This is a genomic window from Streptomyces sp. NPDC000878 (genome assembly GCF_053599695.1).
The window spans coordinates 77,154-102,781 of record NZ_JBSFMT010000035.1 but is presented as its reverse complement, the minus strand read 5'-3'; the positions used below and the strand labels follow the sequence as shown (position 1 = coordinate 102,781).

The 25,628-nt window shown below is 71.5% G+C and carries 20 protein-coding genes; 5 read left to right on the top strand and 15 right to left on the bottom strand.

Translation table 11 applies throughout. From position 1 onward, the window contains the following. Positions 1 to 119 precede the first annotated feature (119 nt). The 4 genes from ACWDR4_RS28025 to ACWDR4_RS28010 form a co-directional block, all read right to left on the bottom strand. Positions 120 to 839, bottom strand: coding sequence for an exonuclease domain-containing protein (locus ACWDR4_RS28025; RefSeq protein ID WP_450412824.1), 720 nt, complete (start codon positions 837 to 839; stop codon positions 120 to 122). A gap of 142 nt (positions 840 to 981) precedes the next feature. After that, positions 982 to 2,220, bottom strand: a complete 1,239-nt coding sequence (locus ACWDR4_RS28020) for an SAV2148 family HEPN domain-containing protein (protein ID WP_450412828.1) — start codon at positions 2,218 to 2,220, stop codon at positions 982 to 984. A 114-nt stretch (positions 2,221 to 2,334) separates the two neighbouring features. After that, positions 2,335 to 3,630: a copper amine oxidase gene (locus tag ACWDR4_RS28015; RefSeq protein WP_450412822.1), complete on the bottom strand. Its 1,296-nt coding sequence runs from the start codon at positions 3,628 to 3,630 to the stop codon at positions 2,335 to 2,337. A gap of 78 nt (positions 3,631 to 3,708) precedes the next feature. Beyond that, on the bottom strand, positions 3,709 to 4,533 hold the full coding sequence (locus ACWDR4_RS28010; RefSeq protein WP_450412820.1) for a Tat pathway signal sequence domain protein: 825 nt from the start codon (positions 4,531 to 4,533) through the stop codon (positions 3,709 to 3,711). A 189-nt stretch (positions 4,534 to 4,722) separates the two neighbouring features. Here ACWDR4_RS28010 and glgX point away from each other — a divergent pair, with 189 nt between their 5' ends. The 3 genes from glgX to ACWDR4_RS27995 all read left to right on the top strand — a co-directional run bounded on the left by glgX (position 4,723) and on the right by ACWDR4_RS27995 (position 10,898). Beyond that, a complete protein-coding gene (gene glgX / locus ACWDR4_RS28005) occupies positions 4,723 to 6,861 on the top strand; it encodes a glycogen debranching protein GlgX (RefSeq protein ID WP_450412818.1) in 2,139 nt (712 codons plus the stop codon). A 46-nt stretch (positions 6,862 to 6,907) separates the two neighbouring features. Then, complete coding sequence (treY, locus tag ACWDR4_RS28000) at positions 6,908 to 9,292, top strand: malto-oligosyltrehalose synthase (RefSeq protein WP_450412816.1); 2,385 nt, start codon at positions 6,908 to 6,910, stop codon at positions 9,290 to 9,292. 346 nt (positions 9,293 to 9,638) lie between these two features. Beyond that, a complete protein-coding gene (locus ACWDR4_RS27995; RefSeq protein WP_450412814.1) occupies positions 9,639 to 10,898 on the top strand; it encodes a M14 family zinc carboxypeptidase in 1,260 nt (419 codons plus the stop codon). Between the two features lie 58 nt (positions 10,899 to 10,956). Here ACWDR4_RS27995 and ACWDR4_RS27990 read toward each other — a convergent pair whose 3' ends face one another. The 3 genes from ACWDR4_RS27990 to ACWDR4_RS27980 form a co-directional block, all read right to left on the bottom strand. Beyond that, positions 10,957 to 11,415 (bottom strand): SSI family serine proteinase inhibitor, encoded by a 459-nt coding sequence (locus tag ACWDR4_RS27990; RefSeq protein ID WP_450412812.1) that lies wholly within the window; start codon positions 11,413 to 11,415, stop codon positions 10,957 to 10,959. Further along, the gene (locus tag ACWDR4_RS27985; RefSeq protein ID WP_450412810.1) at positions 11,412 to 12,737 is read right to left on the bottom strand and encodes a M14 family zinc carboxypeptidase; all 1,326 of its coding nucleotides are present in this window, start codon (positions 12,735 to 12,737) and stop codon (positions 11,412 to 11,414) included. The genes ACWDR4_RS27990 and ACWDR4_RS27985 overlap by 4 nt, the downstream gene beginning before the upstream one ends. 165 nt (positions 12,738 to 12,902) lie before the next feature. Beyond that, positions 12,903 to 13,454: an FHA domain-containing protein gene (locus tag ACWDR4_RS27980; protein ID WP_450412808.1), complete on the bottom strand. Its 552-nt coding sequence runs from the start codon at positions 13,452 to 13,454 to the stop codon at positions 12,903 to 12,905. A gap of 183 nt (positions 13,455 to 13,637) precedes the next feature. On the opposite strand from ACWDR4_RS27980, the gene treZ reads away from it, so the two are divergent. After that, positions 13,638 to 15,383 (top strand): malto-oligosyltrehalose trehalohydrolase, encoded by a 1,746-nt coding sequence (gene treZ / locus ACWDR4_RS27975; RefSeq protein WP_450412807.1) that lies wholly within the window; start codon positions 13,638 to 13,640, stop codon positions 15,381 to 15,383. A 21-nt stretch (positions 15,384 to 15,404) separates the two neighbouring features. Here treZ and ACWDR4_RS27970 read toward each other — a convergent pair whose 3' ends face one another. Together ACWDR4_RS27970 and ACWDR4_RS27965 are read right to left on the bottom strand one after the other, a co-directional pair. Then, positions 15,405 to 16,352 (bottom strand): aminoglycoside phosphotransferase family protein, encoded by a 948-nt coding sequence (locus tag ACWDR4_RS27970; protein WP_450412806.1) that lies wholly within the window; start codon positions 16,350 to 16,352, stop codon positions 15,405 to 15,407. Between the two features lie 61 nt (positions 16,353 to 16,413). Continuing rightward, complete coding sequence (locus tag ACWDR4_RS27965) at positions 16,414 to 17,541, bottom strand: aminopeptidase P family protein (RefSeq protein ID WP_450412805.1); 1,128 nt, start codon at positions 17,539 to 17,541, stop codon at positions 16,414 to 16,416. Between the two features lie 204 nt (positions 17,542 to 17,745). Here ACWDR4_RS27965 and ACWDR4_RS27960 point away from each other — a divergent pair, with 204 nt between their 5' ends. Continuing rightward, positions 17,746 to 18,501 carry a metallophosphoesterase gene (locus ACWDR4_RS27960; protein WP_450412803.1) on the top strand — a complete coding sequence of 252 codons (756 nt, stop codon included), beginning with the start codon at positions 17,746 to 17,748 and terminating at the stop codon, positions 18,499 to 18,501. Between the two features lie 62 nt (positions 18,502 to 18,563). Here ACWDR4_RS27960 and ACWDR4_RS27955 read toward each other — a convergent pair whose 3' ends face one another. From ACWDR4_RS27955 to ACWDR4_RS27930, 6 genes are all read right to left on the bottom strand, one after another. Continuing rightward, positions 18,564 to 19,256 carry a PDZ domain-containing protein gene (locus ACWDR4_RS27955; protein WP_450412800.1) on the bottom strand — a complete coding sequence of 231 codons (693 nt, stop codon included), beginning with the start codon at positions 19,254 to 19,256 and terminating at the stop codon, positions 18,564 to 18,566. Between the two features lie 334 nt (positions 19,257 to 19,590). Then, positions 19,591 to 21,744 carry a germacradienol/geosmin synthase Cyc2 gene (gene cyc2, locus ACWDR4_RS27950; protein WP_450412798.1) on the bottom strand — a complete coding sequence of 718 codons (2,154 nt, stop codon included), beginning with the start codon at positions 21,742 to 21,744 and terminating at the stop codon, positions 19,591 to 19,593. A 147-nt stretch (positions 21,745 to 21,891) separates the two neighbouring features. Further along, positions 21,892 to 22,656 carry an ABC transporter ATP-binding protein gene (locus tag ACWDR4_RS27945; protein ID WP_450412796.1) on the bottom strand — a complete coding sequence of 255 codons (765 nt, stop codon included), beginning with the start codon at positions 22,654 to 22,656 and terminating at the stop codon, positions 21,892 to 21,894. 77 nt (positions 22,657 to 22,733) lie between these two features. After that, positions 22,734 to 23,654, bottom strand: a complete 921-nt coding sequence (locus tag ACWDR4_RS27940; protein WP_450412794.1) for an ABC transporter permease — start codon at positions 23,652 to 23,654, stop codon at positions 22,734 to 22,736. Continuing rightward, entirely contained in the window at positions 23,651 to 24,577 is a 927-nt protein-coding gene (locus ACWDR4_RS27935) for an ABC transporter permease (RefSeq protein ID WP_450412792.1), read from the bottom strand. The genes ACWDR4_RS27940 and ACWDR4_RS27935 overlap by 4 nt, the downstream gene beginning before the upstream one ends. After that, positions 24,574 to 25,575 (bottom strand): ABC transporter substrate-binding protein, encoded by a 1,002-nt coding sequence (locus ACWDR4_RS27930; protein WP_450412790.1) that lies wholly within the window; start codon positions 25,573 to 25,575, stop codon positions 24,574 to 24,576. The genes ACWDR4_RS27935 and ACWDR4_RS27930 overlap by 4 nt, the downstream gene beginning before the upstream one ends. Between the last annotated feature and the right edge of the window lie 53 nt (positions 25,576 to 25,628).

Sequence of the window (25,628 nt, the reverse complement as noted above, 5' to 3'; positions counted from 1 at the left end):
CGTCCGGCGTTTGAGGACGAGGCCGTTCAGGCCGACAGCGGGGGTCTGGGGGCGGCAGCCCCCAGGGATGGGACGGGTAGGGGCGGCGGGGGCGAGACCAAAAGGCCCTCAACGCACCCTCAAACCCCCGCCCCAACCTCCCGCACAGGCCAACTCCCATCCACCACAGCGTCCGCCTCCCCCTTACGCCGCAGAAACCCCTGAAAATCCGCCGCCCACTCCGCGTACCACTCGATCTGACGCCGATGCAGCTCCACCGCCCCCAACCCCGCAACCTTGGGATACCGCTCGGCTATCGCACCCGCCAACCGCGCCGCGGCCAACGCGTCCGCCGACGCGTCATGGGCGGCGTCCAGCGCGACCCCGTACTCCGTGCACACCGCTTCGAGGTTCCGCTTGCCGCGCCGATAGCGGTCGACGGAGCGGTCGATCGTGTACGGGTCGATCACCGGAGCCGGATCCAGCCCGCCCAACCGCTCCCGCAGGGACGGCAGACCGTGCCGCCGCAGCTCCGCCGAGAGCAGGGTGAGGTCGAAGTTCGCGTTGTAGGCGACGACCGGCACGCCCGTCTTCCAGTACCCCGCCAGCACGTCCGCGATCGCACCCGCGACCTGGTCGGCGGGCCGCCCCTCACTGGTCGCGCGCTCGTTGGTGATGCCGTGCACGGCCACCGCGTCCGCCGGAATCTCGACGCCCGGATCCGCCAGCCATTCCCGGCGGCCGAGCGGCTCACCGCCCCTCACCTCGATCACCGCGCCGGTGACGATGCGTGCCTCGGTCGGGTCCGTCCCGGTCGTCTCCAGGTCGAAGCCGATCAGCAGCTCATGGTGCCAGCCCATGCCTGGCCCCCCTTCTTGGTGGTGCTTTCCCCCAGTGGTCTCCACGATCCCATGAGCCACTGACAATCAGAGGACCGCATTCCGCTTATGGAAGCTGCGCAGGTCAGGCAGGTCAGGTAGATCGGCCAGTCAGTCAGCCGAGTCAGGACACCGGCCGCGAATCCGCCCAGGCCACCTCGAACTCCTCGCGATACGTCGGGAAGATGCCGATCTCCTCCGACTCGTCCGACTTCACCACCCTGCTGCCGCCCCGCAGCACCAGCACCGGCGCCTCCATCCCCCGCGTCCGGCGCAGATACGTCTGCACGATCGCGACCCCGTCCGAGCCGTCCCCGTCGACGAGGTAGGCCGTGAAGCGGGGTGTCTCGTCGTAGACCTGGATCTCGAAGGCGCCGGGATCGCGCAGCTTCGACCGCACCCGGCGCATGTGCAGGATGTTCATCTCCACCGCGCGGCTCAACTCGCCCCGCTTGATGCCGAGTTCCCGCTCACGCCGCTTCACCGCGCTGGACGCGGGGTTCAGGAACAGCAGTCTCGTCCGGCAGCCCGACTCCGCCAGCCGTACCAGCCGCCGCCCGGAGAAGTTCTGCACGAGCAGGTTGAGGCCGATGCCGATGGCGTCGAGGCGGCGCGCACCGCCGAAGATGTCCTCGGCCGGGAACTGGCGCATCAGCCGTACCCGGTCGGTGTGCACGGCGACCACGTCCCCGTACCGCTCGCCCACCAGGTCCTCGACCGCGTCCACCGGCAACCGGCGCGCGGAGGGCACGTCACCGCCCGCGCCGAGGGTCTCCAGGAGCTTGCCCGAGGCCCGTTCGGCCTGGTTGAGGACGGCCTCGGACAGGGCCCGGTTGCGGGAGACGACGTTGCGGGTCACCTCCAGCTCGTCCAGGGCGAGTTCGACGTCGCGGCGCTCGTCGACGTACGGCTCGAAGCACGGCCAGTGCTGCACCATCAGCTCGCGCAGCTGCGGCAACGTGAGGAAGCTGAGGACGTTGTCGTCTGCCGGGTCGAGCAAGTAGCCCTTGCGGCGGCTGACTTCCCGTACGGCGACCGCGCGCTGCACCCACTCCTGGCCGGCCGGTCCGGCGGCGGCGACCACCCACTCGTCGCCGTGGACCGGTTCGTAGATGGGGCGTAGCACGGCGGCCACGACGGCGCGCAGCCGCTGTTCGACCAGGTTCAGCCAGATGTAGGCCCGGCCGGCCCGCTGGGCGCGCGTACGCACCTCACGCCAGGCGTCGGCGTCCCAGTCCAGTTCCGGTCCAATGGAACCCGTCTCCATCGGCCGTGCCAGGGACACCGCGCCGGGCGGGACCTCTGTGGAGTTCCCCTCGTGACCCTCGTCACCAGGGGGCAGCTCCAGCCCTCCCGAGCCCACCCGTGCACCGCCTTCCGCTCCCCCGAGCTTCTCCCCGTGGCCGGTCCCGGCCAACGATCAAGGAAGGGTACTCCGGGAGCGGTCGACGGTGCAGCCCGATGGACAGGTCGTTTCTCAACTACCGCTTTCGACATGCCCGTTCTGGTCGGCGAGTGCGGCGGGAGTGAGCGGATTCATAGCCGTGACATCGCGCGGGGCGATGGAGAAGCCCTGCCAGTGGACCGGCATGGGCTGCTGGTCCTCGTCCCGGGCTATGTGGTGGAAGCCCACGTTCACCCAGACCAACGGGTGGGTGAGGGTCTGTCCGTTGACCCATCCGTCGACGGACTTCTTGGCACCGGCACCGCAGTTGGGCAGGTTGTCGCTGGCGAACTGCTCGCACTTGTTGTACTCGGTGAAGTAGATGTCGTGCCGGGTGAAGCTGCGGCCCGGGTACTTGGTGGTCGCGGCGGGCACGATCTCGTACGACCGCGCATGGCCGTCCTTGTTCTTGCCGGTCGCGCTGACGACCCGCCACCAGCGCATGTTCTTGGCGTCGCCCGCGAGTTCCTTCTTGACCTGGGTGCGGGTCGTTTTGTTGGTGGGCCCCTCCTGGCCGTTCGCGGGCGGGCTGACCACGGAGTCGTACTGCTCGACCTTGCCCTTGGAGGAGCCGTCGAGGCCGAAGTCGAGCCGCCAGAAGACGTTGTGGCTGTGGCTGGTGGCGTACGCCTTGGCGCCCTTGCCGATGGGCCAGCCACGGCCGTCGCCCGCGTCGTAGTCGTCGGGCGCGAGGCTGCCGGTGGCTCCGACGTTCATGTTGACGGTGCCGTCGTCCTGGAAGCGCCACTCGGTGATGTACTCGTACCAGCCGACCTGGTTGACGGTGTAGACGAGCAGGTCCTTGCCCTGGGTCTGCCAGACCTTGTTCGCGGTGTCGCCCTGCATCCGGTAGGCGTGGCCGCGTGAACGGGTCGTGGTGCACAGGCCCTTGACGTTGGCGTTGTCCGGGTCCCACGCCTCGGGCACCTTGACGGTCTTGATGGTGCCGCCGGGGCACTCACCGGGCGCCATGTTCATCAGGCCCTGGCCGAAGCCCGCCTGGGTGAGGTCGCTGTACTCGGCCTTTCCGTCGTCGTAGGGGACGTGTATCTGGCCGAGCTTCGCGGAGTTGAGGACCTTGATCGGGGACTGGCCCGGCGGCTGGTACGAGACGTTCTCCAGGACGAGCCCGGCCTCGCTCTCGTAGCGCCAGCACATCCGCCAGGTGGTGCCGGTGGCGAGCTTCTGCTCGATCCGGTACGGCGCACTGCACTCGGCGGGCGGTACGGGCCCGGCCTTCGGCTGGGCGGCGGCCGGTCCCGCCGCCGTGGTGAGGCCGGCGGCCAGCGCGACCACGGAGAGGCCGACGAGCAACGACTTTTCGCGCATGACGAAGAGACTCCCAAGGAGGAGAGAGTGGAAAGAGAGTGAGAGACGAGAGGAGCGAGGGTGAGAAGACCCCCCGGGTCAGCCGAGCTTGGCCACCTTGCGGGCGCTCAGGTCGACGACGAGCGAACGGGCGTCGATCCACGGCCCGTTCTTCACCTTCGGGAAGAGCCGCACACAGCGGTGGTCGCCGCAGGTGTCGAGGACGGCGGGCTGGGCGCCCGGAGTGGCCCGGTAGATCATGCTGGTGACGAGGAGCTGGTCCGGCGAGGTGAGTTCCTTGCCGGTGGCGTCCTTGTAGTCGGCCTTCAGGCCCGCGCCCAGCGCGTCGGCTATCAGCAGCTGCGTCGCCTCGGCGGTCTCGGCGCGGCTCAGCGGCGGCTGTACGCCGTGCTGGGTGCCGGTCCGCTCGACCTTGCCCGTGTCGAGGTTGACGGTCCTGGTGACCAGGGTGTCGTCCTTGTAGTCGTAGTACGACACGTCCGCGCGCCGGGGCGCGTTCGGGTCGTCCACCTCGGCGGCCTCGGGGTCGGCGAGGTCGATGCCGATCCGCTGCGGGCCGCGCTGCCCCTCGACGTTCTCACTGGAGTCGCGCAGCTGCCGGTTCAGGGCGATCCGCTCGACCCGCGCCGTCTCACCGTCGGTCAGTGGATCACGGCCCTTGCCCTTCTCGCCCTCGGCGGGCACCTCTTCCACGACACCGGGCGGCACAGCGGCCTGGTCCTGCGCGGACTGCCCCGCACTCCCGCCCGTACCCGTCGAACTCCCCGCGGTCCCCGTACCTCCCGACTCGTCGGCCCCCGCCGATCCCGGCAGCGTCACCGCGACCATCAGGGCCGTACCGGCCACCGCGATCCCCGTACCCGCCACCACCTTGCCCAGGTGGCGACGCACGATCTTGCGCACGTTGTCCCCTTACTCCCCCTCACAGCCCAGGGAGTATGTAAAGAACGAAAGTTTTGACGCACCCGTTTGTGCGGGTACGCACTGGACGACCGGTAAGAGGGACGTAAGTCGTAGGTGGTTCCATCACTTTCGGGGAGACTCGGAGCGGAGTCGACCCAGCGGCGAACCACAACTGAAAGAGTCGGGTGCATGCAGGTCTGGCCAGGAGAGGCGTACCCACTCGGTGCCACGTACGACGGCGCCGGCACCAACTTCGCGGTCTTCTCGGAGGCCGCCGACCGGGTCGAGTTGTGTCTGCTGCACGACGACGGCTCGGAGACGGCGGTGGAACTCCGGGAGAGCGACGCGTTCGTCCGGCACGCGTATCTGCCCGGCGTGATGCCGGGTCAGCGGTACGGCCTCCGTATGCACGGCCCGTACGCGCCCGAGCGCGGCCAGCGGACCAACTCGGCGAAGCTGCTGCTCGATCCGTACGCGAAGGCGATCAGCGGCGCGGTCACCTGGGGCGAGGAGGTCTACGGCTACCACTTCGGCTCACCCGAGCGGCGCAACGATCTCGACTCGGCGCCGCACACCATGTCGTCGGTCGTGGTCAACCCGTACTTCGACTGGGGCGACGACCGGCGCCCGCGTACCGAGTACCACCACACGGTGATCTACGAGGCCCATGTGAAGGGCCTGACGATGCGCCACCCGGCGCTGCCCGAGGAGCTGCGCGGGACGTACGCGGCACTCGCCCACCCGGCGATCATCGAACACCTGACCGGACTCGGCGTCACGGCCCTGGAGCTGATGCCGGTGCACCAGTTCGTGAACGACCACCGGCTGGTGGACATGGGCCTGAACAACTACTGGGGCTACAACACGATCGGCTTCTTCGCCCCGCACAACGCGTACGCCTCCTGGGGCGACCGCGGCCAGCAGGTCCTGGAGTTCAAGTCGGCGGTCCGGGCGCTGCACGAGGCCGGTATCGAGGTCATCCTGGACGTGGTCTACAACCACACCGCGGAGGGTAACCATCTGGGCCCGACGCTGTCCTTCCGGGGCATCGACAACGCGCAGTACTACCGGCTCGCCGAGGACCAGCGCTACTACATGGACACCACGGGCACCGGGAACTCGCTGCTCATGCGGTCCCCGCACGTGCTCCAGATGATCATGGACTCGCTGCGCTACTGGGTCACCGAGATGCACGTCGACGGCTTCCGCTTCGACCTCGCGGCCACCCTGGCCCGGCAGTTCCACGAGGTGGACCGGCTGTCGTCGTTCTTCGACCTGGTCCAGCAGGACCCGGTGGTGTCCCAGGTGAAGCTGATCGCCGAGCCGTGGGACGTGGGCGAGGGCGGCTACCAGGTGGGCAACTTCCCGCCGCTGTGGACCGAGTGGAACGGCATGTACCGCGACACCGTACGGGACATGTGGCGGGGCGAGCCGCGCACGCTCGCGGAGTTCGCGTCCCGGCTGACGGGCTCCTCGGACCTCTACCAGGACGACGGCCGCCGTCCGCTGGCCTCGATCAACTTCGTGACCTGCCACGACGGTTTCACCCTCAACGACCTGGTGTCGTACAACGAGAAGCGCAACCTGGCCAACGGTGAGGACAACCGGGACGGCGAGAGCCACAACCGGTCCTGGAACTGCGGCGCCGAGGGCGAGACCGACGACCCCGACGTCCTCGCCCTCCGCGGGCGCCAGCTGCGGAACTTCATCGCGACCCTGATGCTGTCCCAGGGCGTGCCCATGATCAGCCACGGCGACGAGTTCGCCCGCACCCAGGGCGGCAACAACAACGCGTACTGCCAGGACAACGAGGTCTCCTGGGTGCCGTGGCCGGCCGAGGACGATGCCGACGGCGACGGCGAGCCCGGCACCGGTGACCTGCTGGACTTCACGCGCGCGATGGTGTGGCTGCGCAAGGACCACCCGGTCTTCCGCAGGCGCCGCTTCTTCCACGGCCGCCCCGTGGAGGGCACCCACGACGACCTGTCGGACATCGCCTGGTTCACTCCGGCGGGCGAGGAGATGGTCCAGCGCGACTGGGACTCGTCGCAGGCGGGCGCGATGAGCGTGTTCCTCAACGGCAACGCGATCTCCGAACCCGGTGCGCGCGGTGAGCGCATCGCCGACGACTCGTTCCTGCTGATGTTCAACGCCTCGCCGAAGACGCTGGAGTTCGTGGTGCCGGTCAACCACGGCCGCCGCTGGCAGGTCGTGATCGACACGGCCCGCCCCGAGGGTGTGCCTCCCGGCACGGGCGCGAAGGTGGAGGCGGGCGACCGGCTCACCCTGACGGACCGCAGCCTGACGGTGCTGCAACGACCCGCGTAGTCGTGGCGATGACACGAAAGGCCTCGGGGAGGGTACGTAGGTTCCCATGACACCTGAGCGCCCTGACCCGGTCGTGCCCACGGCCACCTACCGGCTGCAACTCCAGCCCGCGTTCCCGTTCGGCGCCGCGGCGGCTGCCGTGCCGTACCTGGCCTCGCTCGGCGTCTCGCATCTGCATCTGTCGCCGTTCCTGGAGGCCGTCCCGGGGTCGACGCACGGCTACGACATCGTGGACCCCGCGCGCGTACGCGGTGAACTCGGCGGCGAGGAGGGGCTGCGCGCGCTGGCGCGCACCGCGCGGGAGCACGGTCTGGGGCTGGTCGCCGACATCGTGCCCAACCACATGGCCATGTCCCCGCGCCACAACCGCCCCCTGTGGGAGGTGCTCCGGGAGGGCCCCGGGTCGCCGTACGCGCGGTGGTTCGACATCGACTGGGAGGCGCAGGGCGGCCGGATGCTGCTGCCGGTGCTCGGGCAGCCGCTCGGCGCGGTGAGCGACCAGCTGAAGGTCGAGCGGTGGCAGGACGCGCACCTGGGGTACGACGGCCACATCCTGCGCTACTACGACCATGTCCTCCCCCTGCGCGAGGGCACCGAGAAGCTCCCGCTGCCGCAGCTCGTCGACGCCCAGTGGTACCGCCCGGTGTGGTGGCGGCTGGCCCGCACCGAACTCAACTACCGGCGTTTCTTCAGCATCTCGGAGCTGATCGGGGTGCGGGTCGAGGACCCCGAGGTGTTCGCGGCGACCCACGGGAAGCTGCTGGAGCTGCTCGACGACGGCGTGGTGGAGGGGCTGCGGGTCGACCACCCGGACGGTCTCGCGGACCCGGGCGGGTATCTGCGCAGGCTGCACGATGCGAGCGGGGGCCGCTGGACGGTGGTCGAGAAGATCCTGGCCGACGGGGAGCATCTGCCGGCGGGCTGGCCGGTCGCGGGGACCACCGGGTACGACGCCCTGCGGCACGTGGACGGCCTGTTCACGGACCCGGCGGGGGTGGGCGAACTCCTCGGCCAGTACCGGCGGTTCGCGGCCCCTCAGGCCGACCGGGGCGGGCACTGGGAGGCGACGGTCCGGCGGGCCGCGTACAAGGTGGTGACGCATGAGCTGGCCACCGAGGTGGACCGGCTGACCCGCGTGGCGAACCGTCTCTGCGCCGCCTCCCCGGACCTCGCCCTGCGCGACCGCGCCCCCTGGGCCCTGCGTACCGCGCTGCGCGAGCTGCTGGTCCGCATGGAGGTCTACCGCCCCTACACCCCCGGGGACGCGGCCTCCGTGGTCACCGAGGAGGCCGCCGAGGAGGCCCGGCGGGCGTTCGCCGTCCCGGAGGAGGGCGGGGCCGTGGACGTCGTACGGAATCTGCTGCTGGGGCGGTATGGCGACGGGCCCGGGCAGGCCGAGTTCCGGGACCGGTTCGCGCAGACGGCGTCGGCGCTGCGGGCCAAGTCCGTGGAGGACACGGCGTTCTACCGCTATGTGCCGCTGCTGTCGGCGACCGAGGTCGGCGGCGGCCCGGGCAGTCCCGCGGTGTCCCCGGAGGACTTCCACGCCTACTGCGCGCGCGTGCAGCGCGACTGGCCGGCCACGGGGACGGTGCTGTCGACGCACGACACGAAGCGCAGCGCCGACGTACGCGCGGCGCTGGCCGTGCTCACCGAGTGCCCGCAGCGCTGGGCCGACGTCCTGGCGGAGGTCACGCGCACCGGTGAGGGCGTGCCCGACGCCCAACTGGCGTGGGCGGCCTGGCAGACGGCCTTCGGTCTGGGCCCGGCGGCCCCTGAGCGGCTCCAGGGCGCCCTGCTGAAGCACGTCCGGGAGGCGGGCCTGCACACCGCCTGGACGGAGCAGGAACCGGCGTACGAGGAGGCTGTGGCGGCGTTCGTGGCGGCGGGCCCGTGCGGGGCGCCCGGCGAGGCCGTGGCGGCGCTGCGGAGCGCCCTGGAGCCGTATGTCCGGGCGAACGTCCTGGGCGCGGCCCTGGTCCATCTGACGATGCCGGGCGTACCGGACCTCTACCAGGGCACGGAGAGCGAGTACCGGGCGCTGGTGGACCCGGACAACCGGCGTCCCGTTCGGTTTCCGCCGGACGTGCCGGGCGAGAAGGCGGAGCTGACGGGGGCGGCACTGCGGCTGCGCGCGCGGCGTCCGGCGGTGTTCGGCGACACGGCGACGTACACGCCGCTCGTCGCGGAGGGCCCGGCGGCGGCGCACTGTGCGGCGTTCGCGCGCTCCGGGGAGGTGGTCACGGCGGTCACCCGGCTGTCGCTGCGGCTGGCGGACACGGGCGGCTGGCAGGACACGCGGCTGCCGCTGCCGCCGGGCCGGTGGGCCGATCTGCTGGCTCCGGAGCGGGAGTTCACGGGGCACGCGCGCGTGGAGGAGCTTTTCGCGCGGCTGCCGGTGGCGCTGCTGGAGCGGGTCGGCGAGGAGTGACAGCAGGGGGCGCGAACATGTCGCCGCGCGCCCCCTTGAGTCCCCTGGCGCCCGGCTCACGGCCGCGCGCACTCCCGGCGCGTGTGCCGGATGACCGGCTCCTGGTGGTGAGCGCCGTCGCTCCCTTCGCGCCCGGTCGGTGGCACGCGTGCGTGCCCTCGGCGGAGCCTGTACGTGGCGTCCCGCGCGGCAGATGTCCCCGCCGGCCGTTCCCCCGGTCGTCCCCCTCCTCACCGTCGGCGGTGAATGCTCCTGGGCGCCCCCTGGAGCCGCCCCGTCAGCTCCTTGACAGTTCCTGGACGCCATGGGGTACTGCGGATTGCGACGCAGGGTGGACCAGACGGGGGTGAGTCTCCTGCCGGAGCTGCGCTACCCCAGTGTGAACGAACTCGTCTCGTCCGCCCGGGCGCTGGCGGCTCACCGGCCCGGCCTGTGCGCCTTCAGGCAGGTGGGCTCCTCCCGCGCGGGACGGCCTCTGCACCTGCTGTCCGTAGGCCACGCACGACGCGCCGTGCTCGTCGTCGCGGGTGCCCACGCAAACGAGCCCACGGGCGGCTCCACGCTCCTGGCCCTCGCCGAACGGGCCCTGTACGACAGCGAGCTGCGGACGGCGGCCTCCTGGCACTTCCTGCTGTGCGCGGACCCGGACGGAGCCAGCCTGCACGTCACACCGGCGCCGCGCAGCCTGCTCGACTACCACCTCGGCTTCTACCGGCCCGCCGGGCCCGAACAGCCTGAGTGGTCGCCCTCCGTGCTGCCGCCCGACCGGCTGCCGCCGGAGACCCGCGCGCTGATCGGCGTCATCGACGAGCTGCGGCCCTACCTCCAGGTCACCCTGCACGGCACCGACGTCGGCGGCAGTTGGGTGCAGCTGACGAGGGACGTGCCCGGGCTCGCCGAGCCGTTCGCCAAGTCGGCGGCGGAGCTGCACATCCCGGTGGAGACGGGCGCCTCGGACGCGGCGGGCTGGCCCGCCTCGGGGCCCGGCGTGCATGTGATGCCGGCGCCGGGCTCGGCCGCGGCGTACCCGAGCATGCCGGACGACGCCCGGCACAGCACCTGGTACCACGCCCACCGGTACGGCGGTCTGACCGCGGTCGTGGAGGTGCCGATGTGGGCCAGCGACCTGGTGGACGACCCGGCCCCGCATCCCGCGCCGGCGGCGGCGATACGGCGGCTCGCGGACCGGCTGCTGCGGGACGGGCTGGAGGTCGACCGGGTCCTCGCGGACGCGCTGCCCCGGCTCAAGGGCGCCGAGGGTCCGCTGCTGCGGGCCGCCCAGTGGGCGCTGGAGCTGCTGCCGGGGCTGGCCGCCGACTGGACGCACACACCGCCCGCCGACACGACGATGGCGTACGTCGGCAGCGTGGACGCGTTCGGCCGTCGGCTGCCGCTGCGGGCCGCCGCGATGCTGCTGCGGGTCCTGCGGGAGACCGACGACCGCGCGGCACCGCGCCTGGAACACCTGGTCGCGGTCTGGAGCGAGGCCTTCATGGACCGTTTCGGCGCCCGCTGGGTGCCCCTGGAGCATCAGGTCGAGCACCAGGCCCGCACGGTGGTGGCCGCGGCGCGGCACGCGCGCGAGGGGACCGCCCGGAGGAGCTAGGCGAAACCGTTCGCCTGCTCCGTACCGTTCGCCTGTCCGGGGCGCCCCCAATGGACCCCTACAAGGCGAAGACGGCCCCGGTCCGTGCGCCCAGTTCGCATCCGTTGGAGAAGGTCCTGTCGTACTCCCGCGGGCGGCCGTTCCACTCCCCGTGCGCGTGCACGGTGACCGGGGAGTAGAGCATCGGGCAGATGACCTTCTTCGGCGGGATGCCGCCGATGTCGCCGTCCGCCGCCGCGAGGTCCGCACAGGCCCGGGCCGCCTGCGCGTGCCCCTGGGGCGGGGCGCACAGCACCAGCGTGCCGCGGGTGTCGCCGGAGCCCGACTCGCCCGGGGTGACGGTGACGTAGAGCCAGTTGTCGCCGGGGCTCTCCTGGGAGACCGCCTGGGCGGGGGCGGAGCCCGCGACGAGGAGACCGACGGCCAGCAGGGCACCGCGTACCGCTCGCACGGTCCTGACGGTCCCGTTGGTCCGGACGGAGTTGATGGTGTTGCCGGTGGTGATCGTGTGGGTCATTCCCTGTGCATCGGCACCGCGGACTCCGCGCCCCAGCCCGAGTCACCCGAACGGGAGCCCACGCGCGCGTGGCGGCCCGCCAGTTCGAACGCGGCGAGCGCCACGCGCGACTGGTACTCCACCTGACGGGCGACCGGTATCCAGCGTGCCCCGCAGCCGTCGCGGTAGTCGGCACACCAGTCGTCGATCAGCCGGTCGAGCGCGCACCGGACGTCGACGGCCCCCGGACCGGCAGCGCACGCCAGTTGGTGGAGCAGCCCCGCCGTACGCAGGGCCAGCTTCCGCCCGGCGATGCGCAGGGTGGCCAGGTGGGCGGTGCTGAGCGGTGGCAGGGGGCGTGCGCCGCCGTCGTCCGTGTCGGGGTCCCAGGTGTCGGCGAGGCCGGGGCAGACCAGGAGGTAGTCGTCCACGGGGGCGAGGAGACGCTCCGCGTCCGGCACGCGCGCGAGGTGGGGTCTCAGGCGTCCGAGGACCACGTCCAGGTACTGCATGTCGTGCCGCAGCGTGTGGCTGACGGTGCGCAGCACCGCGTCGGCGTCGGCGGGCGGGCTGTCGTCCTCCACGGCGGCGACGCCCCACATGGGCGCCTCGACGATCGCGGTCACGGTGCCGTGCCGGTGCGGATGGAACCAGGTCGACTCGACGGCGGCCTCGGTCATGGCGGCGGCCAGGTCGCCGCGCCTCGGCGGCGGTATCCAGTGCACGGCGGGTCCCAGGCGGGGCCAGTACAGGGTGTCGAACGGGCCGAGTTCGCGCGGTATGCCGAGCCGGGCCGCGGTCTGGGCGACGCGCTGGGGGAGGCCGGGCAGGTCGCGGGTGAGTTCGACGAAGGCGCCGCCGACGTCGACGCCGTGGAGTGAGCACTGGAAGAACGGCCGCAGTTCGTCCTGGAGGGCGAGGAGTGCGCGGGTCTCCGGCAGGGCGGCGCCGGCCGCGCCGTCGGGCAGCCATTCGGGCTGTTCCATGAAGCCGGGCCGGAAGAAGTTCCGGAAGTAGTGCCCGAGCGTGTACGGGCCCCCGAGCCAGCCCTCGTTGCGGCGCGAGCCGTCGGGGTCGAGGCACAGCAGCAGGTTCCAGGTGGCGTCCGCGCGGAGGGTCGGTCCGGGGTCGGCGAGCGCCCGCTCGGCCAGCCTGAGGGCGGTCGCGCCGCCCACGGGCTCGTTGGCGTGCGGTCCGGCGACGACGAGGGCCTGGCGGTCACCGTGCCCCACGGAGAGCAGCCACAGGGGGGTACCGCCGCGCGAGGTGCCGACCGTGCGCAGCCGGGCGTCGGCGGGGTACCGGGCGACGAGTGCGGCGGCCCGGTCGGCCAGCTCGTCCACGGACGGGTAGCGGAGGAGCGGCGACAGGGCACACCTCCACAAGCGGGACCGTCGGTTCACCTGGTGTACATGGCGCACGCACAGTCAGTCACGACTCCGGGGGTACGTCAACACCGCAGCAGGCAAAGTGAATTGCTCTGCGGGGACGGTCCCGCAGGCGCGGTGTCACTCGGCGGCGAGCCTGAACGCCATGTGTCCGAAGCCGATCTGGTCGCCGTCCCGGACGACGGCCGCGCCGATCACCCGTCGGCCGTTCACCGTCGTGCCATTGGTCGAGCCGAGGTCGCGCAGCACCCACAGGCCGCCCTGGTGCCGGAGTTCGGCGTGGACGCGCGAGACCGTCTCGTGGGTGAGCCGGAGGCCGTTGGCGGGGTCGCGCCCTATGCGCAACGGGTGGCCGCTGCCGGGGTGGGGCAGCAGCAGCTTGGGGAGCCGCTCGGACTGCCAGGCCCTGCGCAGCCGTACCGTGAAGCCGGAGACCGCTTCGACCGTCCCGAACACCAGGCGGGACAGGCGGTTCTCGGTGGGCAGGTCGGCGGTGAGCACGGCCAGTTCGTCGGACCGGCGGGCGGCCAGCGCGAGTTCCATGCGCCGGATGAACGTGTCGTGGGAAAGCCTGCCCAGGGCGACCCCGTCCCGCAGCACCTTCAGCGCCCGGTCGCGCTCCGCGTCGGAGAGACGAGCCGGATACGTGTGGAACTCGAAGGACGACGTCACGTTCGTGATTGTCGGGCAGTGCGCGCGGGGTGTCCAGAACACGCGGAAACGGCGGCCCGCCGGTCCGACCTGACGACACCCGGGGCAAACGTGAAGATTCAAGCGCGGAGCGGCGGCGTTTGAAGCACGATGGGACGGGCTACCTCCCGGTGGGCACCACCGGCAGACGAAGGGGAACCGTCCGTGCACTTCGAGGTGTGGGCACCGCAGGCCAGTCGCGTGACGCTCCAGTGCGACTCGGGCACGCGCGCGTTGGAGCGCGATCCGGAGCGCACGGGCTGGTGGTCCGGCGAGGCCGAGGCCCGGGACGGCTCGCGTTACGGCTTCGCCGTGGACGACGGCCCCGTACGGCCCGACCCGCGCTCGCGCCGCCAGCCGGACGGCCCGGACGGACTGAGCGCCGTCGTCGACCACGGGCTCCACACCTGGCGCACCGAGTGGCCGGGCCGCGCGCTGCCGGGCGCGGTCCTGTACGAGCTGCACATCGGCACGTACACACCCGAGGGCACGCTGGACGCGGCGGCCGGACGGCTCGCCCACCTCGTGGAACTGGGCGTGACGCACGTCGAGTTGATGCCACTGTGCCCGTTCCCCGGGCGGCACGGCTGGGGGTACGAGGGGGTCTCGCTGTGGGCCGTGCACGAGCCGTACGGCGGCCCCGAGGCGCTGAAGCGCTTTGTCGACGCGGCGCACGCGCTCGGCCTCGGCGTGGTCCTGGACGTCGTGCACAACCACTTGGGCCCCTCCGGCAACTATCTCCCCGCCTTCGGCCCGTACTTCACGGACACGCATCAGACGCCGTGGGGCTCCGCCGTGAACCTGGACGCGCCCGGGTCGGACGAGGTGCGCGCGTATCTGCTCGGCAGCGCGCTGGCCTGGCTGCGCGACTACCGGATCGACGGGCTGCGGCTGGACGCGGTGCACGCACTGCGGGACACGCGCGCGTGCCACTTCCTGGAGGAGCTGTCGAGGGCCGTGGACGCCCTCGCCGCCGAACTGGGCCGGCCACTGTCCCTGATCGCCGAGTCCGACCTCAACGACCCACGACTGGTCACCCCGCGCGCGGGTGGCGGTCTGGGACTGCACGCCCAATGGAGCGACGACTTCCACCACGCCCTGCACACCGCGCTGACCGGTGAGTCGCAGGGCTACTACGAGGACTTCGCGCGGGCCCCGTTCGCGGCGCTCGCCAAGACGCTCTCGGGCGGCTACTTCCACGACGGCACGTACTCGACCTTCCGGGGCCGTCTGCACGGCCGCCCGCTCGACCGCACCGGCATCGCCGCGCACCGGCTGCTCGGCTACACGCAGACCCACGACCAGATCGGCAACCGTGCCCAGGGGGACCGCCTTTCGGCCTCCCTCTCCCCCGGTCTGCTGGCCTGCGCCGCCGCGCTGATGCTCACCGGGCCGTTCACGCCGATGCTGTTCATGGGCGAGGAGTGGGCGGCGGGCACTCCGTGGCAGTTCTTCACCGACCACACGGACGCGGACCTCGCGGAGGCCGTACGGCGGGGCAGGCGCCGGGAGTTCACGGCGCACGGCTGGGCCGAGGAGGACGTCCCGGACCCGCAGGACCCGGCGACCCGCGACCGCTCCTGCCTCGACTGGTCCGAGCCCGAACGCGAGCCCCACGCGCACGTGCTGTCCTGGTACCGCGAGCTGATCGCCCTGCGCCACGCCCAGCCCGACCTCACGGACCCGGACCTGTCGGACATCAAGGTCGCGTACGACGAGGAGGCCCGCTGGCTCGCCTTCCGGCGCGGGGACGTACGCGTGGTGGCGAACCTCGCCGCGAAGCCGGCGGCGATCCCCCTGGGCCCGCGACGGGCAACGGTGCTCGCCGCCTGGGAACCGGTGGAACTGCCGGGCGCGGACGGCCTGTTGCACGTCCCCGGGGAGTCCTGCGTGGTGCTGGAGCAGGACTGAGTTCTCTTGTGGGCGCGAGACCTACCCTTCCTCGTCCTGCTCCCGCAGTTCCGTCACCCGTTCCAGCAGGATCGCCTCCCAAGCGCGCCGCAGCTGGACCCGCAGCAGCGGCCGTGGGCCGGCGTCGCGGCCGGTGAGGTTCTCGGCGAGCCGGACGACCGTGTCGCAGCGGGCGAGCCACAGGCCGCGCAGACAGGGGCGGGCCGCGTAACCGGCGAGGGTGGCGGCGCGTACGGCGGCGGGCGAGCCGACCGCGAGGGCGAGGCCGGCGATGTCCTCGGCCGGGTCGCCGACGACCGCGTCGGTCCAGTCGAGGACACCGCGCACCCGTCCGTCGGCGCTCACCACGAGGTGCTCGCCCCTGAGACCGTGGTGGACGAGGACCGACGTACCGGCCTGTGCGGCGAGCTGCGTGGCGGCGGACGGGGTCAGCTGGTGGAGCCGTGCGGGGTCGAACTCGTCGGCCGTGGCGAGACGTTCGGCCGCACGCTCGGCGGCCCGGCGCAGGGCCTCCAGGGAGCGTGGCGAGACCCGTGGCACACCGAGCGTCTCGGCCTGTCGTACGGGCACCTCGCGCAGGCCCGTGAGCAGCGCGGCCAGGTCGGCCTCGCCGACGGCGGAGACGTCGTGCTCCTCGGCCGAGCCGCCGGGCACCCTGGTGTCCAGCGTGTAGGCCAGTCCGCCGGTCCACTCGCCGTGCGCCACACCGACGGGGACGGCGACGCCGAGGTGCGGGCGTACCAGCTCGCGCAGGCGCAGTTCGCGGCGCAGCCGTGCGGACGTCTCCCGGTCGGGGGCCAGGCGCAGGACGTGCCGGGCGCCGACCCACCAGGTGGACCCCTCGTCGCCCGCGCCGACGGGCCGTACGTCGGGTCCGGCCGTGGCGGTCGTGCCGAGGGCGCTGTCCGCGAGCAGGGAACGGACCAGTCGGCGGACCGTGTCCGCGGTGGGTGTCGGTGCCTGTGTCATGGTCGCGCCGTTGTCGTCCGGAGGGGGTGCTGGCAGGGGCGGAACTCCTGGTGAGCGGTCGTCAGTCCACGGTGACCAGCTCGCGGGTCGTGTTGTTGAGGCGCCGGCCGCCGTCCTCGGTCACCGTGACGATGTCCTCGATGCGTACGCCGAAGCGGCCGGGCAGGTAGATGCCGGGCTCCACGGAGAAGCACATGCCGGGGACGAGGGGCCGTTCCTCGCCCTCGATCATGTACGGCGGCTCGTGCGTGGTGACGCCGATGCCGTGGCCGGTGCGGTGGATGAAGTAGTCGCCGTACCCGGCCTCGGTGATGACCGCGCGGGCCGCCCGGTCGACGTCCTGGCACGCGGCGCCGGGCCGCACGGCGCGGAAGCCCGCCTCCTGGGCCTCGCGCACGATGTCGTGGACCCTGCGCTGCTCGGCGTCCGGTTCGCCGACGTGGACCGTGCGGGAGGTGTCGGAGCCGTAGCCGTGCAGGAGGCCGCCGAAGTCGAGGACGACCATGTCGCCCCGCTCGATGACCCGGTCGCCGGCCTCGTGGTGCGGATTGGCGCCGTTGGGGCCGGAGGCGACGATCGTGAAGTCGACCTCGGAGTGCCCGAACCGCCGCAGCAGATCGGCGAGATCACCCGCGACGTCCCTCTCGCGGCGCCCCCCGAAGGGAACCTTCCGGATCTCCTCGTACGTTGCGTCAGCAGCCGCGCCCGCGGCTGCCAGGCGGGTCAGTTCCGCCGCGTCCTTCACCGCGCGCAGCATCGGCAGTCCCTCGGTGAGGGAGACGTACGAGGTGCCGGGCAGCGCCTTCTGGAGTGCCAGCAGATGCAGTGCCCAGGCGTTGTCGCTGACCCCGAAGCGGCCTGCTGCGTCGAGCAGGGGTGCGGTGGCCGCGTAAGGGTCCTTGCCGTCGGTCCAGTCACGCAGGGTCAGGGCGGGTGCGCCCGCCGCGTGTGCCGCGTCCGGGGCCTCCAGGGCGGGGACCACGAGGACCGGGTCCTGTCCGGCGGCCAGGACGAGCAGGGTGAGGCGTTCGGTGACCGCGGTGGGCGCGTAGCCGGTGAGCCAGACGAGGTCGGGTCCCGGTGCCACCAGGAGCCCGGCGAGCCCCGCGTCCTCGGCCGCCCGGGCGGCGCGCCGCATCCGGGCCCGGTAGTCGTCGGCGGTGAAGGACGCGGGGCTGCTGCCGGTCATCCGGGCCTCCGTGGAAGGGCGAGGGGCTACGGGCAGCATCCTGCCCGGATGCGCGGGGCGGCGCGAGCCGGTTTGCAGCTCTCACCACCCGTCTCCCGCCCGTTCCCCTCCCCACTCCGGTCCATTCAACTAACGGATAGGAGTTGAGCAACCATTAGATCTAATGGTTAGATCTCCATGAACCATTAAGGGAGGCGGAAGTCCATGCTCGTACTCGCCCACATCAGCGATCTGCACCTCGACGGAACCGCGCGGTCCACGGCGCGCGCCGAACGGGTGCGCGACCGGCTGTGGGAGCTGCCGGGGCACGTGGACGCCCTGCTGGTGACCGGGGACATCGCGGACCACGGCACGGAGGCCGAGTACGAGGAGGCCGCGCACATCCTCGGGCTGCGCACCGGCGACGCGCCCTTCCCCGTACTCACCTGCCCGGGCAACCACGACAGCCGCGCGCCCTACCGCAAGGCGCTGCTCGGGCTGCCCGCCACCGAAGGGCCGGTCAACAGCGCGCACGTCTTCGACGACGCCGCCGTCCTGATGTGCGACTCCAGCGTGCCGGGCAGCGACGAAGGCGCCCTCGACGACGAGACGTACGACTGGATCGACGCGACGCTCGACGAACTGGACGAGGGCGTCCCGGCGCTGCTCGCCTTCCACCATCCGCCCGTCGCGTTGCACCATCCCCTGCCGGACGCCTACCAGCTGGGCCGGCCCGACCGGCTGGCCGCTCTGATGGAACGCAGGCCGCAGATCGCCGGGCTCATCACCGGTCACGCGCACACCCCGGCCGCCACGACCTTCGAGGGCCGGCCGCTGGTCGTCGGGCCGGGGGTGACGTGGACCCTCCGGCTGCCCTGGGAGGGCGAGGGGGCCGCGGACCGGGACGCACCGGTCGGCCTCGCCCTTCATGTGCTGTCCGACGACGGGCGGCTGACCAGCCACTTCAGGGTGGTTGTCTGACGGAGGGCGTCAGGTGGCAGAGGCGGTCAGATGGCGCAGGCGGTCAGGTGACGGAGGTGCGGTCAGGTGACGACGCCCGGGATCGCCACCAACTGCTGGTAGCCGCCGCTGCGGTGACGGACCGTGAGGGTGATCTCCGCACCGGGACGGGTGCGGGCGACCACACGGGCGAGATCGGCCGCCGAGTCGACCCGGGCCCCACCGAAGGTGAGCAGTACGTCGCCTCGGACCAGGCCCGCGGTATAGCCCGGGCCCGGGATGTGGACGCCGACGACCAGCGCTCCCACCTTCTCGGCGTCCACGGCCTCGACACCGAGGGTCGCGGTCACGGCCGACACCGAGGAGGCCGGGCTCGCGCCGCCCGAGGGCTGCTTGGAAGGGCCCGCACCGGATCCGGATCCCGCCCCGGACCGGGACTCGGCCCCGGACCCGGACTCCGGGGACGCACCACTTCGCGCGCCCGCCGAGTCCGACCCCTGACCCTGACCCTGGCCCTGCTGCCCTGGCCGCCCGTCCTGTCCCGCCTGACGCTGCAGGTCCGCGAGCTTGCTCATGCCGATCACCGTGGCGCCGAGCGTGCCGAGTCCGACGCCCGCGAGGACCAGGACGGTCCCGATGAACAGGCCGAACAGCAGGGCCGTCAGCCGTCGGCCGCGCCGGGGCGCGGCATGCGGGCGCCGGGCCGGACGGGATGTGGTGCCGCCGGCCGGTTCCTGACCGGGCATGGGCTTGGGACGCAGTGCGGTCTGTTCCATGGATCGCCTCCGGCAGGTGCTCTACCCGGCGCACCGGCGCACAACGAGCCACGAAAGAGTGAGACTGGCACAGGGTCAGAAATGGGCAGCCATAGGCGTCCGCCCGGTCCCTCAGGCCGTGTGACCGCCGTGGTACATGAACCGGCCGTACGCGCCGTCGAACTGCCCATGACACGCAGGATCTGGTTGCCGAGGACCCGGAGGACGTCCGGCTGGCCTCCGCGGACGCGATACTCGGCGAGCTCTCGGGGAACGCCGCCACGGGCGTACGGGAGCTCGCCGAGGAGACGGCGGAGCGGGTGCGCGACCTCGGCTGACCTGGGGCCGGCCGCCGTCAGCCGACCGGCAGTGCCGAGGCGCGGTCCGGCAGGAAGCCGTGGGACCTGCGGGCCAGGTAGTCCGACTTGTAGCGGGACACCTGCTGGTGCCAGTTCAGGATGCCGGACAGCCAGTTCCGCAGCTCGTCCACATAACCGTCCATGATCGCGCGTGCCTCGTTCGTGAGCTTGAAGTCCTCGTACAGGACCGGGAATTCATGGGCGGCGACATGCTCGAACTGCTGCATGCGCTGGGTCATCAGATCGTGGATGATGCCGAGCCCGGTCGGGTAGTCGCAGTCGAAGAAGTTCTGGACGACGAGGATGCCGTTGTGGATCTCGCCCTCGTACTCGATCTCCTTCTGGTACGAGAAGACGTCGTTGATGAGCATCGCGTAGTCGGAGGCCGCCTTCTCCAGCGACTGAACGGGGCCGCTGCGGTAGACCTCCGGTGGAACCGTCCGGCCGTGGCCGATGCGGCACAGGCTCATCGTGAGGTCCGAGCCGAAGGTGGCGCGGCGCATCTCCAGGTAGTCGATCGGATCGGGGATGCGGTTCTGGGTCACGTTGGCCAGCTCCCACACCCAGCTCTCGGTCATCACGTCCACCGCGGCACGGAACGTGCGCCGCTGGTCCGGGGTCATCTCGACCGTCGTACGCCGCCACAGGTCGATGAGGCCGCGTTCCATGCCGTTGACCGGAACCGGGAACTCGTCGCCCTCGATGGGCATGCAGGCGGAGAGACGCTCGGTGCACAGGCGGGCCGCGGCCAGGTCGCGGCGGTGACCGAAGACGAGGGGGTAGTAGTCGTCGCCGTACGTGCCCCAGGCCAGCCATCCGGAGCTGAGGTCGAGGGCGTCGGCCGTCGCGTCCGGGTGGATGCCGGCCGCGCACAACGGCAGGTCGGCGGCGGCGAGTTTGTCCTCGTCCCAGACGCCCTCCTGGAGCATGCCCATGCTGTGCATCCAGTCGGTGAGGCGGTACCGGGCGCCGTCCAGGTGCGGGCTGAGGGTGAGCCGGAACGGCATGTAGAAATCCGGCAGTCGGGACGGGCCTACCTTCTGGTAGGGCACATGGGTGTAGGCGCGCAGGCGTTCGGCGCCGGCCGAGGCCAGGAGTGCGCCGATGTTGGAGGCGGACGTACCGAAACCGCCGACCCCGAACGGCCGCGACTCCTCCAGGGCCCCTTCGTTCATGTACCGGCTGGAGCGCAGATGCCACTCGTGGCCGCCGGACTGCCAGTCCTGCAGCCCGCGCGTGTACGCGGCCACCGCGGCGACCTGGTCCGGTGTGAGGCCCTTCTCCAGGGCCAGGCCGGGCACTTCGGTGAGCGCGGTGTGCTCGAACTGGTGGAGCCGTGAGGTGAGGATGTCGTTGACGGTGTCGGCGGCCTCCTGGGTCGTGCACCCGAAGAAGGTCTCCAGGACGAGCACGCCGTTGCTGAGTTCGCCCTCGTCCTCGACCTCCCGCTGGTAGGAGAACAGGTCGTTGCGCAGGTGGACGCCGTCCGAGAAGGTCTCCATCAGCACCCTGAGCGGCCTCGACTCCGCGACGCACGCGGGCACTTCGGCGGTCGCGTACTCCACGAGCCCGGCCGACCAGGGCGCACCGCCGACCTTGCGGCGCATCTCGATGTACTCGACGGGGTTGGAGATCCGCCCCTCGTTGATGTTGGACAGTTCCCACATCGACTCGTTCAGCAGATGCTCGGTGGCGACGGAGAACCGCCTGCGCCAGTCCACGGACATCGACGGAACCGTACGTGCCCACAGGTCGGCGAGGCCCGCCTCCACCGGATTCTGCGGCTCGGGTACGGGAGTCGAGAGGTCGAGCGGCATGAAAAGGGGCAGCCGGTCCAGATAGGCCTTGCCGCCGTCCCGGTCCTGGCTGCGCTTGAAGACCTCCAGGAAGTGGTCGTCGAAGAAGAAGACCCACACGTACCAGTCGGTGATGAGGGAGAGGTCGGGACCGTCGCAGTCGGGGTGCGTGTACGCGCACAGCAACCCGTAGTCGTGCGCGTCGAGATCGGACTGCTCCCAGACGCCTGAGCCCTCCAGCATTCCCATCTCCCGTGCCCAGACGGTCGAATGGGCACGCGCCTCGTCGAGATGCGGATTCAGGCGCGCGGGATACGGCATGTAGAAGTGCGGGAGTACGAACGGCTGTGTCATGGGCGGGGCCCTACCCCTGCCCCGGACGAGCCATCCACGGAGCGGGACATGATCACACCATCGCGTGAATCAGGACCGATTCCGGGATTCCGGACGGGCGCTGTGAGTTCACTCGACATGCGAGCACTACGAGATTTCCTGCGACTACTACGAGACCTCATCCGCCCCCGAGCGCACCGCCCGCCCGACCTGCGCCCTCAGCGCCACGAACTCGGGCAGGCCCCGTGTCCCGATCTGGTCGCGCGGGCCGGGCAGTCCGACCGGGAGGTCGAGGAGGACCCGGGCGCCGGGGCCCGGGGACAGCACGACGACGCGGTCGCCGACGTACACGCTTTCGTCGATGTCGTGCGTGACGAAGACGATGGTCGCGCCGTCCGTGCGGTGCACCTCGAGGAGCAGGTCTTCGAGGTCCTCCCGGGTCTGGGCGTCCAAGGAGCCGAAGGGCTCGTCCATGAGAAGCAGGGAGGGGCGGCAGACGAGCGCGCGGGCGATGGCGACGCGCTGCTGCATCCCGCCGGAGAGCTGCCAGGGGTGGCGGCGGGCGGCGCCGCCCAGCCCCACGCGCTCCAGGATCCGTTCCGCCTCACCGCGTCGTTCGGCCCGGCCGAGACCGCGGCGGCGCAGCGGCAACGCGACGTTCTCGCGGACGGTGAGCCAGGGGAACAGGGAGCGTCCGTAGTCCTGGAAGACGACGGCGAGCCGGTCGGGCACAGCGGAGACGGGCGTGTCGTCGACGGTCACCGTGCCCTCGTGGGCGGGCAGCAGTCCGGCGATGGTGCGCAGCAGCGTGGACTTGCCGCAGCCGGACGGACCGACGACGCACAGGAGTTGGCCGTCGGGCACGGTGAGGCTGATGTCCCGCAGGACGCTGTGGTCGCCGTAGTGCTGGCCGAGGGAGTCGAGGGTGAGCATCCGGATCGGTCACCTGTCCTGAGGGGCTGGGCACTGAGAGGCGGGGCACTGCGGGCCCGGGTATTGAGGGCATGGGGTCATTGGGGCCGCCCGTTGCCGATCAGCCGCTTCTCGACCGTCAGCAGGCCGGTGTTGAGGAGGTACCCGAGGGCGCCGAGCAGGACCAGGGCCGCCCAGACGGTCAGCAGGTCGGAGCGCGACTGGGCGTCGGTGAGGGTGAAGCCGATGCCGTTGGCGGTGCCCGGCAGCAGCTCCGAGAACACCATGAGGATGAGGGAGAGCGAGAGGGTCAGCCGAAGCCCCGCGAAGATGCGCGGCAGCGCGGAGGGCAGAAGCAGCAGCCAGAGCCGTTCGAACGCGGTCAGACGCAGCACGGTGGCGACTTCGAGCCGCAACGGGTCGACGTTGCGGGCCCCCTCCGCCGTGTTGATCAGCACGGGCCATACGGCGCTGAAGGCGATCGACGCGACCTGCATCTGCGTACCGAAGTCGAGCACGACGACGAAGACGGGTACGAGGGCCGGGGGCGGGACGGCGCGCGCGAACTGGAGGACCGGGTTGCACAGCGCGTACGCCCGGCGCGACCGCCCGACCGCGATACCCAGGGCCACCCCGGCGACGGCGGCGAGAGCGAACCCGGCGGCCATCCGGCCGAGGCTGGGCAGGATGTTGTCGACGGCGGCGTCGGTGAGGAAGAGCTGCCGGGCAGGGCCGGAGAACCACAGATCGTAGGCGTGGTGCGCGATGCGGCCGGGAGGAGGGAAGTAGACGCTGCCGTGCGCACGGGCGGCGAGCTGCCAGACACCCACGGCGAGGGCGAGCACGAGCCAGCGGAGCAGCGCGCCCCGGGCGAGGGGGCCCACACGGGCGGTACGGGAGGCGACGGGGGCCGGGGAGACAGTCCCGGTCCCTGCGGTCCCTGTACCGGCGGTCCCTGTCTCCTTGTCGGTGTCCGTGCGCGGGGGTTTCCCGGCCGTGGGTCCGGGGCGGCCCCTCATGGGTGGACCTCGTGGTCGGAGTCGGCGGCGGCGGACCGCTCGCCTCGCACCGGCGCGGACGCGTCGCGTGGCCGGTGTTCGCGGGTGCGCTGCGCGCTTGTCCGGTGTTCCGGTGTCCACGGAAACGCTCTCCGTTCGCACCGCACGAGCACCCCGTCGATGACCAGGCCCAGGGTCCCGGCCCACACCACACCGGCCAGCACGTCCCGGGTGCCGTCCGTCGCCGTGCCCGCCTGGGCGATGAAGATGCCGAGGCCCTCGCCGAAGCCGGCGAGGATCTCCGTGGCGACGGCGAGGATGAGGGCGACCGCGGCCGAGATACGGATACCGGCCGCGATGAAGGGCGCCGTGCCTGGGAGTTCGACGTGGAGCAGCACGGAGAGGCGGCCGAAGCCGAAGGCGCGCAGGGTGTCCTTGGCGAGGGGGTCGGTCTCACCGAGTCCGTAGACGGTGTTGAAGAGGATCGGCCAGACCGAGGCATAGGTGATCAGCGCGACCTTGGTCTCGGTGCCCGACCCGAGCAGCAGGGAGACCAGGGGGATCAGTGCGACGGACGGCAACGGGCGCAGGAACTCGACGATCGCGCGTACGGCGTCGTCGACGACCGGCACGCTGCCGAGCAGCAGCCCCAGCGGGATCGCTATCGCGCAGGCCAGGCCCAGTCCCAGGGCCCATGCGCGCAGGGTCGCCCCGACCCCGTCCAGGAAGGCCCGGTCACCCGCCAACTCCACGGCCCGGGCCAGGACTTCGGACGCCGGCGGCAGATAGCTGCGCCGTACGATCCCGGCCCTGCTCATCGCCTCGCACACACCGAAGGCGAGGAGCACACCGAGAACACCGAGCACCGGCTCCTGCCGTACGCGGGCGAGTACGGGTACGCGTACCCGCACCCGTCCGTCGACTCGTACTCGTACCCGCTTCACCGCACCAACAGCGTCGACGGATCGATCGCCTTCTTCAACAGCCCCTGTTTCTGCATCAGTTCGGTCAGCCGGGCGATCTGGGTGGCGTCCATGACCGGTGGGAAGGCCGGCAGATCGACGGACTTCGCCTGGTCCGCCGTCACCTTCGTGTACGTCGGCACCACGGCCCGTACGGCCGACGGGTCCTCGCCGGCGATCTGCGCGGCGGCCTTGATGGCGCGCTGGAAGGCGGCGAGGGTCTCCGGGTTCTCGGTGGCGTACTGGTTGGTGGTGATGTAGCCGCTGAGGGGGATCGCCTCGACGGGCGGGGAGGCGCCGTCGATCAGCACCCTTGCCTTGAGTTCGTCCTGGATGACGCTGTCGAAGGGCTCGACCGCGTGGACGGCGTCGACCTGCCCCTTCTCCAGGGCGGCCCCCATCTGCGGGAAGGGGACCTGGCGGTAGTCGGGGCGCTCGGCGCCGGCTGTCTCCAGGACCTCGTTGAAGGTCAGCGACTGGACGTTGTTCAGGACGTTGACGGCGAGCTTTCGGCCCTTGAGGTCGGCGACGGTCTTGATGTCCGAGTCCTTCGGCACCAGGACGTCCATCATGTGCGGCGCGGCTCTGATCGACTCGGCGACGATACGGATGTCGAGGGTGCCCTTCTCATGGGCCTGGAAGTAGGTGACGTAGTTCGCGCTCGCGACCACGTCCACCTGGCCCTTCGCCAGCGCGGGCAGTGCCTGGAGGCTCTGCTGGATCTGCGTGATACGGACGTCGAGGCCCTCCTTCTCGAACAGACCGCGGTCACGCGCGACGTAGAGCGCGGCGCAGTCGATCAGTGGCAGGGCGGCGACATCGATCCGTTTCCCGCCGCCGTCCGAGGAGGACGAGTCCGAGCCGTCGCCGCCACAGGCCGCGACGGCCAGAGTCAGGGCGGCCAGCGCCGCCGCGAGTTTTCCTCTTGCGAAGCTTCCTGAGCTTCCCGGAGTTTCCGAGCGCAATGGACGTAACGCCATGCGCTCACACCTATCAAAGATTTGACATGATCACCACAGGTCGATGCGTCGAT